This window comes from Pseudomonas sp. W4I3 (genome assembly GCF_030816195.1).
GTDB lineage: Bacteria > Pseudomonadota > Gammaproteobacteria > Pseudomonadales > Pseudomonadaceae > Aquipseudomonas.
This window is the reverse complement of the sequence record NZ_JAUSXS010000001.1, coordinates 3364077-3375015: the sequence shown is the minus strand read 5'-3', so window position 1 is coordinate 3375015 and position 10939 is coordinate 3364077. Positions and strand designations below refer to the sequence as shown.

The 10939-nt window shown below is 62.1% G+C and carries 10 protein-coding genes and 1 pseudogene; 9 read left to right on the top strand and 2 right to left on the bottom strand.

All coding sequences use genetic code 11. From position 1 onward, the window contains the following. Positions 1-27: 27 nt before the first annotated feature. Positions 28-588 carry a carboxymuconolactone decarboxylase family protein gene (locus QF045_RS15360; protein WP_306492947.1) on the bottom strand — a complete coding sequence of 187 codons (561 nt, stop codon included), beginning with the start codon at positions 586-588 and terminating at the stop codon, positions 28-30. A 102-nt stretch (positions 589-690) separates the two neighbouring features. On the opposite strand from QF045_RS15360, the gene QF045_RS15355 reads away from it, so the two are divergent. Next, positions 691-1593, top strand: a complete 903-nt coding sequence (locus QF045_RS15355; RefSeq protein ID WP_306492946.1) for an AraC family transcriptional regulator — start codon at positions 691-693, stop codon at positions 1591-1593. Here QF045_RS15355 and QF045_RS15350 read toward each other — a convergent pair. After that, complete coding sequence (locus tag QF045_RS15350) at positions 1590-2501, bottom strand: LysR family transcriptional regulator (protein ID WP_306492945.1); 912 nt, start codon at positions 2499-2501, stop codon at positions 1590-1592. The two genes, QF045_RS15355 and QF045_RS15350, sit on opposite strands and share 4 nt — an antisense overlap. Before the next feature lie 110 nt (positions 2502-2611). On the opposite strand from QF045_RS15350, the gene QF045_RS15345 reads away from it, so the two are divergent. From QF045_RS15345 to glgA, 8 genes and pseudogenes are all read left to right on the top strand, one after another. Continuing rightward, positions 2612-3607 carry an aldo/keto reductase gene (locus tag QF045_RS15345; protein WP_306492944.1) on the top strand — a complete coding sequence of 332 codons (996 nt, stop codon included), beginning with the start codon at positions 2612-2614 and terminating at the stop codon, positions 3605-3607. A gap of 132 nt (positions 3608-3739) precedes the next feature. Continuing rightward, positions 3740-4873, top strand: a pseudogene (locus QF045_RS27765) (cache domain-containing protein); the annotation flags it as partial. Positions 4874-4888: 15 nt separating this feature from the next. Then, positions 4889-5734 (top strand): methyl-accepting chemotaxis protein, encoded by an 846-nt coding sequence (locus tag QF045_RS27760; protein WP_373424481.1) that lies wholly within the window; start codon positions 4889-4891, stop codon positions 5732-5734. Between the two features lie 88 nt (positions 5735-5822). Further along, entirely contained in the window at positions 5823-6278 is a 456-nt protein-coding gene (locus QF045_RS15335; RefSeq protein ID WP_306492942.1) for an SRPBCC family protein, read from the top strand. 131 nt (positions 6279-6409) lie between these two features. Then, entirely contained in the window at positions 6410-6853 is a 444-nt protein-coding gene (locus QF045_RS15330) for a YqaA family protein (RefSeq protein ID WP_306492941.1), read from the top strand. A 46-nt stretch (positions 6854-6899) separates the two neighbouring features. Continuing rightward, entirely contained in the window at positions 6900-7901 is a 1002-nt protein-coding gene (locus tag QF045_RS15325) for an alpha/beta fold hydrolase (protein WP_306492940.1), read from the top strand. A 20-nt stretch (positions 7902-7921) separates the two neighbouring features. After that, positions 7922-8875 (top strand): D-2-hydroxyacid dehydrogenase family protein, encoded by a 954-nt coding sequence (locus tag QF045_RS15320; protein ID WP_306492939.1) that lies wholly within the window; start codon positions 7922-7924, stop codon positions 8873-8875. 503 nt (positions 8876-9378) lie between these two features. Further along, the gene (glgA, locus tag QF045_RS15315; RefSeq protein ID WP_124386838.1) at positions 9379-10935 is read left to right on the top strand and encodes a glycogen synthase GlgA; all 1557 of its coding nucleotides are present in this window, start codon (positions 9379-9381) and stop codon (positions 10933-10935) included. Positions 10936-10939 lie beyond the last annotated feature (4 nt).

Sequence of the window (10939 nt, the reverse complement as noted above, 5' to 3'; positions counted from 1 at the left end):
TTGTTCCTACAGTGGACCCGCGCCGATTCAGCTCGCCGGTTGTTCCCAACGGTACTGCGCCAGTTCCGGGTTCAACGGGGTGCGCGCAAACACGTTGGCGAAGTTGCACAACGTGGCCAGGCTGACCCCCAGAATAACCTCCAGCGCCTGCCCGTCGGTGTAGCCGGCGGCGCGGAACGCGTCATAGCCGGCATCGCTGACATCGCCACGGGTGGCGATCACTTCACGGGTGAACGCGGCGAGTGTCTCATAGCGGGCATCGGGTAACTCACCGCGCTGGCGCAGCGCCTCGATGACTTCTTCGGGCAGCTTGGCTTTGTTACGCGCCACGGCGGTGTGCCCGGCCACACAGAAATCGCAACCGTGACTGGTGGCGGCAATCAGTTGCACCACTTCACGATCAGCCAGGCTCAAGGCAGATTTGGCATTCAGGCCGGACACGGTGATATAGGTTTCCAGCGCCGCCGGGGCATTGGCCAGTACGGCGAGCAGGTTGGGAATGAACCCCGAAGTTTTCAGCGCGTTTTCCAGGAAGGGCTTGGCCGCTTCCGGCGCGGTTTCAGGGGTGAGCAGCGGTACACGGGACATGGAGTGGTCTCCTCATGGGTGAGTGGCTCCAGTCTGTTGGTTATAAAAAAACCCCTCAATAGGCTAAAGTAGCGATTACTTGCTCTAGAGTCTTTTCATTAGATGAATTCGTCCAGCGCACTTGTCGATTGGTTATTAGACAGCCTCGAACTGAACACCAGCCTGTTTCACGTCGGCCGCTATTGTGGCGACTGGCACGCCAGCACCCATGGCTTGGCGCGCGCGAGTTTTCATCTGATCGTACAAGGCCAGTGCTGGCTGCATATCGACGGCCAACCGGCGCACTTCCTGGACAACGGCGATGCCGTGTTCCTGCTGCGCGACCTGCCCTATCGGCTCTCCGGCGCAGACACCGCAGCAGGCGCCCAGCAATGCCCGCGCCGCCCGATGCTGGCGCTGGACAACACCGCGACAGACGGGGTGGGCCTGGTCTGCGGCTTTTTCGATTTCCAGTCCGGGCTGTCGGCGATGATTGTCGACAGCCTGCCCGCCTGGATCATCCTGCGCGCCGGTGACCCGTCGTTGGCCGCCGCGCGCAATCTGTTCGAACTGATCCTGCAGGAGTGCGAGCGCCTGCCTGCGCCCTCTTCGGCCTTGCTCGAACGGCTGTGCCACCTTTTGTTTCTGTACGTGCTGCGCCAACAAGTGCTCGATAACACCGAGTTGGGCGGCCTGGCGGCACTCGGTCGGCAACCGGCATTTTCCAATTTGTTGGAACAGTTGATCGCACGCCCGGCCGAGAATTGGACGCTGGAAAGCATGGCCGCCTGCACCGGGTTGTCACGCTCGGCGTTTTTCAAGCGGTTTAATGAACTGTGCGGGCAGTCACCGGGCCAGGTGCTGTTGATGATGCGCATGCGCCACGCCTGTCAGTTGTTCAAGACGGACCAGACCGTGGCGGATGTATCGCTGGCGGTGGGCTATCAATCAGTGGCGGCGTTTACCCGGGCCTTTCATAAAGTCACCGGGCAGCAACCGGGGGCCTATCGCCGCGCACAAAGCTAGCGGCGCAAACCATTGCCAGGCTCGGCACACAGCTTCACCAGCCAATCGACAAACACCCGTACCCGCTGGGACAACTGTCGATGCGGCGGGTACAGCGCGGTCAGCGCCATGTTCGGCACCGCCACCTGCGGCAGCACCTCCACCAGCGTGCCCTCGGCCAGTTGCTTCATGGCGTGATAATGCGGGGCCTGGATCAGCCCGTAACCGGCTTCACAGGCGGCGAAATACCCGTCGGAACTGTTCACCGCGACCACCTTCGACAGGTTGAGCGTGCGCAATTGAGTACCGATCTGGAATTCCAGGCCAAAGCGCTTGCCGCTGGCGCTGGAGACGTACTCGATCATCTGGTGCCGACCCAGGTCGTCCAGGCTGGCGGGCACGCCCATGCGCTGCAGGTACGCGGGGCTGGCCAGCGTCAACTGCTGCATCATCGCCAGCGGTCGCGCCACCAGCGATTCGTCCAGCGCCGGGCCACCGCGCAGTACGCAATCGACCCCTTCACGGATCAAATCCACCGGGCGATCGTTCAGGCCGATATCCAGCTCGATCTGTGGGTACAGCGCGGTGAACGTCGGCAGCGCCGGGATCACGATCAAACGGCCGATGCCCGATGGCATATCGATGCTCAAGGTGCCGCGTGGGTTTTGCCGACGCGAGGAAAACACCGCCTCGGTTTCCTCCAGGTCCGTCAGCAGCTGCACGCAACGCTGGTAGTACGCCGCGCCGTCCAGGGTTGGGCTGACTTGCCGCGTGGTGCGCTGCAGCAGTTGCACGCCGAGGTGGGCCTCCAGTTGCTTGATCAGGATGGTCACCGAGGCGCGCGGCAGTTGCAGGCTGTCCGCGGCCTTGGCAAAACCGCCCAACTCGACGATTCGGGTGAAGACGCGCATGGCATTGAAACGGTCCACGGTTCACCCCCGAGATTGTTTAGATTTTACAAATAGTGATAGTGCTTTTAGCCGGTTTATCCAGGTTTTGTCGAGCGCGACAATGCACGCCTCAACCAAGGAGCACCACCATGCACACTCGCCAACTCGGTAAAAACGGCCCCCACGTCTCCGCCATCGGCCTCGGCTGCATGGGCATGAGCGACTTTTACACGCCAGGCCTGGACTCCACGGAGGCCATCGCCACCCTGCACCGCGCCTTGGAACTGGGCGTCAACTTTCTCGATACCGCCGACATGTACGGCCCCCACACCAATGAGCAACTGATCGGCAAGGCCATCGCCGGCAAGCGCGACCAGGTGTTCCTGGCCAGCAAGTTCGGCATTCTGCGCGACCCGGCGAACCCGGCGTTGCGTGGCGTGTGTGGCCGCCCCGAGTACGTGCGCGCCTCCATCGACGGCACGCTGCGACGCCTGGGCATTGAAACTTTGGACCTGTACTACCAGCACCGCATCGACCCCGAGGTGGCCATCGAAGAAACCGTCGGCGCCATGGCCGAGCTGGTGACACAGGGCAAGGTGCGCTACCTGGGCCTGAGCGAAGCATCGGCCGCCACCCTGGAGCGGGCGCACAAGGTTCACCCCATCAGCGCCCTGCAAAGTGAGTATTCGCTGTGGAGTCGCGATCAGGAAGACAACGGCTGCCTCGCCGCCTGCCAGCGCCTGGGCATCGCCTTCGTGCCTTACAGCCCGTTGGGCCGGGGTTTTCTGACCGGCGCACTGAAAAGCCCGGAAGATTTCGATGCCGAGGACTACCGGCGTTTCAACCCGCGCTTTCAGGGCGAGAATTTTGCGAAAAACCTGCAACTGGTCGCACAGGTGCAAGCGCTGGCAGCCGATAAAGGCGTAACGGCCGGTCAACTGGCGCTGGCCTGGGTATTGGCGCAAGGCGACTACATCGTGCCGATCCCCGGCACCAAGCAGCGTAAATACGTTGAAGAAAACGTCGCGGCCGTGTCGATCAGCCTCAGCCCGGCCGAACGGGCGGCGCTGGCCGCGATCTTTCCGGCCCACGCAACCGCCGGCATGCGCTACCCCGAGGAGGTGATGGCGATGCTGGAAATCTGACCCGCAGGCGCCGCCCCACGGCGCCCGCACTTTCTTGCACGCACGTACCTAAAGCTGGCTGCTTCCAAGCCGATAGCCCTACGAAGCTCTAAAAAAGCCGCGTCGACAATAACGCTTCGTAAGGACGGCCCCATGCCCCCACTGCGCTCCATCCAAGCCCGCTATACCCTGTTCCTGGTGCTGTTCGTCCTGGTGTTATTGGTGTTGACCGTCGTGGGCATCGGCCAGTTGGTCGCGCCCAAGCTGCAGGACACCGAAGAACAGGTGGTACTCAACCGTGTCGGCGAAGTGGCCGGACAGATCCAGGGCGAACTGAACAAGGTTCAGGCCCAGCAACGCAGCATTACCCAAACCATTCCGTTGCTCGACAGCGACGCCATCGACAAGGTCCTGCCTGGCCTGGTGGATCAATACGGCGAACTCAAAGTGTTCGGTGGCGGTATCTGGCCGTTGCCCAATCAGCGCACGCCTGGGCGCAACAAGCACAGCACCTTCTGGCACCGCGATGCCTCGGGCAAGCTGGCGGTCAACACCTTCTGGAACAGTGACGCGGCGCCCAACTATTACGACCAGAGCTGGTACAAGGGCGGCCTCGCCTCGCCCCGTGGCCAATGCGCCTGGGCCGCGGCCTACAAGGACGACGCCAGCCAGGAGCCGCGCACCAACTGCGCCATGGCGATCCAGCGTGACGGCGCCGCCTATGGCGTGGCGACCATCGACGTGACCCTGGGCTTCTTCAATGACCTGGTGGCCAGCAAGGAAAAAGACATCGGCGGGCAAATGCTGATCGTCGAAGGCGACGGCAAGATCATCAGCAACAGCTCGCGCATCAGCGGCCCGGTGGTGTTGAAGAACATCAGCGAACTGACCGGCACTTCGGCTTTCGCCGCCCAGATCAGCAAAGCCCTCGCCCATCGCGACCAGGCCTTGCAACGCGCTGAGTTCGACAATCAGGGCGTGGCCAGCACCTTCTATATGCGCCCGATCGAGGGCACCCCGTGGTTCCTGGCGACGGCCCTGCCCACTTCGCTGATCACCGCCCAGCGCAATGACGTGCTCGGCAGCCTGGCGCTGCTGCAAATCCCGATGGTGATCCTGCTGGTGCTGCTGGCGGCGTATGCCATTCGCCAACTGGTCCAGCGCATGAAAGCACTGAAGGGCAACATCGACGCGCTGTCTGCCGGCGACGCCGACCTCACGCGACGCATCACCATCCGCGCCGAAGACGAACTGGGCGCCATTGGCCACTCGGTGAACCGCTTTATCGTCTACCTGCAAGACATGATCGGCGAAGTGACCCAGGCCACTGGCGCCATGTCCTCGGGCCTTGCGCAACTGCAGCAAACCTCGGCGCACACCAATCAGATCCTGTTGCGCCATGCCTCGGAAACGGACCAGACGGTGACCGCCATCACCGAAATGAGCTCCACCGCCGACACCGTCGCGCAAAACGCCGCTGAAACAGCCGCCTTTACCCAACGCGCCAACGAACACGCCGACCGCTCCCGGGTGGTGGTGGGCGAAGCCTCCACCAGTGTCAGCGCCTTGATCGGTGAGGTTGCCAGCGCCACCCACACCGTTGAGAACATGCGCCAGGACGCCGCGCGTATCACGGAAACCCTCGGCGTGATCGGCGCTATCGCCGGCCAGACCAACCTGTTGGCGCTCAACGCCGCGATTGAAGCGGCGCGGGCCGGCGAACAAGGCCGTGGTTTTGCGGTGGTGGCTGACGAAGTCCGCGCGCTGGCCGCCCGCACCCAGGCCAGCACCTCGCAGATCAACGAAATGCTCGCGCGCTTGACCACCGGCGTGAGTTCATCGGTCGCCGCCATGGAAAACACCCAGGCCAGTTGCCAGTCGGCAGCCGATGCCACGGAGCGAGTGAACACCGGACTCGATGAAATGGCCGGTTCGGTCAGCCATATCAACAACCTCAGCACCCAGATCGCGACGGCCGCCGAGCAGCAGAGCGCGGTGACAGAAGAGATCAACCGCAGCATGGTGCAGATCCGACAGATGGTTGAAGAGCTGGTAGAAAGCGGTCATGTCACGCAAAGCAATACCCAAAGCCTGCTGGACGCCAATGGCCGGGTGATTGCCTTGATGGGGCGCTTCAAAGTGCGTTGATCCAGGGCCGAATACTCCCGTGCAAAGCACGGGAGTCGGGCTATTCTCACAGCTCCTAGTGTAAAACTCGCCACACAGGAGGTGTGTCATGCACGCAACTGAGCAATCGGTCCGCTTGGAGCGAATCAGTCAGGAACGCTTCATCCAGGCCCCGATCGAGGCCGTCTACGACTACGTCACTCAGCCCGACCGCTGGCACGAGTGGCACCCCACCTCCCTCAGCGCCGACACCGGCACCCGCGGCTCGGTATCGGTCGGCACGCGATTCACCGAAATCATCGACCTGCTGGGCGTCCGCGTCCCGCTGAGTTACCGCGTACAAATCGCCCGCTGCCCCCACGAGTTCAAAACCGCGTTCACCTCACTGGCCGTCGACGGCTCGCTGCATTACTGCCTGCAAGCGCATCAGGGTGGCACTGTGTTCAAGCGTGTCCTGATGTACGAGACCGAGCTGCAATTGGTGACCTTGCATGAACGCATGCTCGAGCTCTCACGCATCGCGCTGGACCAGCTCAAGCACCGACTGGAAAACCTGCGGGATTGACCGCCTCTCTCGCTTAACTGACCCGCATCAGGGAAAATGCCCGCCCTACTGCCCAATGCCGTGCGTTCAGTGAGATCGACCATGAAAACCCCTGTGCAACGAGCCCGTCCGACGCATCGGCACCTCGACCGGTGCTGATGGGTTACCTGGGGCTGTTCGCCGCCGCCTTTGGCGCGGCAACATTGTTGCCTTTGCAGTCGGAAGCCGTGCTGGTCGGGCTGCTGCTCAGCGGGCATTACAGCCTGTGGCTGCTGCTGGGCATCGCCACGCTGGGCAATGTGCTGGGTTCGGTGGTCAATTGGCTGCTGGGCCGCTCGGTGGAGCACTTCAAGGGCCGGCGCTGGTTTCCCGTCAGCCCCCAGCAGCTGGACAAGGCCCGCCGCCACTACACGCGCTGGGGGCATTGGACGTTGCTGCTCAGTTGGCTGCCGATCATTGGCGACCCGTTGACCCTGGTGGCCGGTGTGATGCGCGAGCCCCTCTGGCGCTTCCTGCTGTTGGTCACCCTGGCCAAGGCGCTGCGCTACGGCGTACTTGCCGCGGTGACCCTGCATTGGGTGTTAATCCCCCGTTAATCTCCCCCCAACAGCATCCGGGACATCTTTCCCGGAGTTTACGTGCATGCCTTCCATCCGAGATCTATGCGTCGCCAGCCTGCTCACCGCCAGCGCCGCGCCTGTGTTTGCCGCCACTTATGGCCCTGAACTCGAGGGTTTCAAGTACCCCTACCCGGTCGAACGTTTCAGCTTCGAGTCCCAGGGCAAGAACCTGCAGATGGGCTATATGGACGTGCCGGCCAAAGGCAAGGCCAACGGGCGCAGCGTGGTGTTGATGCACGGCAAGAACTTCTGCGGCGCCACCTGGGAAAGCTCGATCAAAGCCCTGAGCGACGCCGGTTACCGGGTGATCGCGCCAGACCAGATCGGTTTCTGCACCTCCAGCAAGCCCGAGCACTACCAGTACAGCTTTCAGCAACTGGCGCTCAACACCCACCAGTTGCTGGAAAAACTCGGCATTCAAAAAGCCACGCTGCTCGGCCACTCCACCGGCGGCATGCTCGCCACGCGCTATGCCTTGATGTACCCCGCGCAGACCGAACAGCTGGCACTGGTCAACCCCATCGGCCTGGAAGACTGGAAAGCCCTGGGCGTGCCTCACCAGAGTGTTGACCAGTGGTACCAACGCGAGCTGAAAATGAGCGCCGACGGCGTTCGCAAATATGAGCGCGACACCTATTACGCAGGGCGCTGGAAGCCCGAATACGAGCGCTGGGTGGACATGCTCATCGGCCTCAACCAAGGGCCGGGGCATACCCTGGTGGCCTGGAACTCGGCGTTGATTTACGACATGATCTTCACCCAGCCGGTGTACTACGAGTTCAAGAACCTGCAAGCGCCTACCCTGCTGCTGATTGGCACCAGCGACACCACCGCCATCGGCAAAGACCTGGCGCCAGCGGACGTCAAGGCCAGGATCGGCAACTACCAGGTACTGGGCAAGCAGGTGGCCAAACTGATTCCCCATGCCACCCTGGTGGAGTTCGACGGCCTGGGCCATGCGCCGCAGATGGAAGAACCGGCCCGTTTCCACGCAGCGCTGTTGCAGGGTTTGAATGCCCTTTAACCTTTTCGAGGCACGCGTGAATGTCGCTACAGATCGCAGTCATTGATGATTGGCAGCAAGTGGCCAGTCGGGTGGTGGATTGGTCGGTGCTGGGCCCCTTGGGCCAGGTGCACTTCCTGCACGAGTACCCGGCCGATACCGCCGTGATGGTCGAGCGCTTGCAAGGGTTCGACGTCATTTGCGTGATGCGTGAGCGTTCCGTCTTCGACCAAGCGTTATTGCAAGGGCTGCCCAAGCTCCGATTGCTGGTGACCGGTGGCATGCGCAACGCCGCCATTGACATTCCCGCCGCCAAGGCGCTGGGAATTCAGGTCTGCGGGACCGACAGCTATAAGCAGGCCGCGCCGGAGCTGACCTGGGCGCTGATCATGGCTTCGACCCGCAACCTGCTGGCCGAGGCCGATTCCCTGCGCGCAGGCGGTTGGCAGGTCGGCCTGGGGGGCGACCTGTATGGCAAGACCTTGGGCATCCTCGGGCTGGGCAGCATCGGGCAGAAAGTCGCGCAGTTCGGCCAGGTATTCGGCATGCGTGTGATTGCCTGGAGCGAAAACCTCACGCCACAACGGGCCGCCGAGTCAGGCGTGACCTGGGTCAGCAAGCGCGAGCTGTTCGAACAGGCCGATATTCTGAGCATTCACCTGGTGCTCAGCGAACGCAGCCGTGGCCTGGTCGATGCTCAAGCGCTGGCTTGGATGAAACCCAGCGCGCATCTGGTGAACACGGCACGTGGGCCGATCGTGGATGAACAGGCGCTGGTGGACGCACTCAGCAACGGGGGACTGGCCGGCGCGGCGCTCGACGTATATAGCCAGGAGCCACTACCGCTTGCACATCCTTTCCGCTCATTGCCCAACGTCCTGGCCACGCCGCATATCGGTTATGTCAGCGAGCAGAACTACCGACAGTTCTATGGGCAAATGATCGAAGACATCCAGGCCTGGGCGAACGCCGCGCCCATTCGGGTGCTCGGCTGACGCACCAATCAAGGGCGTGTCTGGAACGACAATGACCAAGTGCTCCCTGTAAGAGCGAGCTTGCTCGCGAAAATCGCCAACGATACGTGGCCCTTGCCGTTTTACGCGTTGTCATTGAGTTTTTCGCGAGCAAGCTCGCTCCTACAGAGGCGGTGCGCATCCGCAGGCACATGGTTAAACGTTTTTGTCCTACAAAATCCCTTTCTAAACCCTATGGACGCTGGAATCTGTCCTAGACTGATGACCGATGGGTCCGTTCCAAAACAAAAACCCCGCAAAAAATCGAAACTTTCGAACTCTGCCGCAGGTCCAGTTTTAGGTAAGGCGAACATATCCGGTTTCAGGCCGCATGCCCGCCCATCCAAACTTTTTCAGCTAACCGTGCAACTGGCATACGCCTTGCCAGTTTGTAATGCGCTTGTGCGCCTGGCCGCAGGATGCGGTCACTCGGAGCCAATGGCAGCGGGCCATTAGCCGACCAACGAAACAAAGGGGAGTGCATTATGATCAGTGCCGCAGTAGTAACTCAGGGAGAGCGTTTTAGTCAGCAGGCAGGGGGGCCGACGTCATTGGCCGACCTGCCCAACACTGTGCGGCCGATCGTGAGTAAGAACCCGAATCGAAAGAAAGTGCTGTTTGTCACCTCCGAGTTTGCCGACCTGGTGAAGACCGGTGGCCTGGGCGACGTTTCCGCCGCCCTGCCCCGCGCCATGGCCCACCTGCACGACGTGCGGGTGCTGATTCCCGGTTACCCGCAGGTGATGGAAAGCGACAACCCGATCCATATTGTCGGTGAGCTGGGCGGCCACGCGGCGCTGCCACCGTGCAAGATCGGGCGCATGGACCTCAAGGACGGCCTGGTCATCTACGTGCTGATCTGTCCTGAGCTGTACGAACGCGAAGGCACACCCTACGGCGCCAACAACGGCCGCGACTGGCCGGACAACCACATCCGTTTCGCCCGCCTGGGCCTGGCCGCCGCCGACATTGCCGCCAACCTGGCACAGATCCACTGGTGCCCGGACCTGGTGCACGCCCACGACTGGCCGGCTGGCCTGGCCCCGGCCTACATGCACTGGCGTGGTTCACGCACGCCCACCCTGTTCACCATTCATAACCTCGCCTACCAAGGCGTGGTGAGCCTGGGCTGCACCCCCGAATTGGGCATTCCGCCCCATGCCCTGCAACAGGAAGGCATGGAGTTCTACGGCAAGATGTCGTTCCTCAAAGCCGGCATGGCCTATTCCAGCCACATCACCACGGTCAGCGCCACCTACGCCGCAGAAATCACCACTCCGGAATTTGGCTGCGGCCTGGATGGCTTCCTCGCCAGCAAGACCCAGCAAGGCCTGCTCAGCGGGATTCCCAACGGGATCGACGAAAGCTGGGAAACCTCGACCGACACCCACCTGACCCACAACTTCAATATCGGCGACTGGGAAGGCAAGGCCATCAACGCCGCCCATGTGCGCGAGCTGTTCGGCCTGCACGATTCCACCGGCCCGTTGTTTGCCGTGGTGTCGCGCCTGGTCTACCAGAAAGGCCTGGACCTCACCGAGGCAGTCGCCAGCTTTATCGTCGAAAACGGTGGCCAAATTGCCATCATCGGGCGTGGCGAGCCGGAAGAAGAACAGGCCATGCGTGAACTCGCGCTGCGCTTTCCCGGCCAAGTTGGCGTGCGCATCGGCTTCAACGAGACCGACGCGCGCCGCATGTTCGCCGGCAGCGACTTCCTGCTGATGCCGTCGCGCTATGAGCCGTGCGGCCTGAGCCAGATGTATGCCCAGCGCTTCGGCTCGTTGCCGGTGGCGCGCAATACCGGTGGCCTGGCCGACACCATTGAAGATGGCGTCACTGGTTTTCTGTTCAACGAATCCACGGTCGACAGCTACAAGGCAGCCCTGGAACGCGCGTTCAAAGTGTTTTCCTACCCGGGTCTGCTCAACGCCATGCGCAGCCGCGCCATGACCCAACCCTTCAACTGGTCCCAGGCGGTGGAACCCTACGCCGAACTGTATGAACAACTGGTGGCAAAAGCCCTGGGGAAATCGACTAAATAATCAA

Coding starts and splice junctions, on each gene's coding strand:
- QF045_RS15360 (WP_306492947.1), bottom strand. CDS start 588: ATGTCCCGTGTACCGCTGCTCACCCCTGAAACCGCGCCGGAAGCGGCC.
- QF045_RS15355 (WP_306492946.1), top strand. CDS start 691: ATGAATTCGTCCAGCGCACTTGTCGATTGGTTATTAGACAGCCTCGAA.
- QF045_RS15345 (WP_306492944.1), top strand. CDS start 2,612: ATGCACACTCGCCAACTCGGTAAAAACGGCCCCCACGTCTCCGCCATC.
- QF045_RS27760 (WP_373424481.1), top strand. CDS start 4,889: ATGATCGGCGAAGTGACCCAGGCCACTGGCGCCATGTCCTCGGGCCTT.
- QF045_RS15335 (WP_306492942.1), top strand. CDS start 5,823: ATGCACGCAACTGAGCAATCGGTCCGCTTGGAGCGAATCAGTCAGGAA.
- QF045_RS15325 (WP_306492940.1), top strand. CDS start 6,900: ATGCCTTCCATCCGAGATCTATGCGTCGCCAGCCTGCTCACCGCCAGC.
- QF045_RS15320 (WP_306492939.1), top strand. CDS start 7,922: ATGTCGCTACAGATCGCAGTCATTGATGATTGGCAGCAAGTGGCCAGT.
- glgA (WP_124386838.1), top strand. CDS start 9,379: ATGATCAGTGCCGCAGTAGTAACTCAGGGAGAGCGTTTTAGTCAGCAG.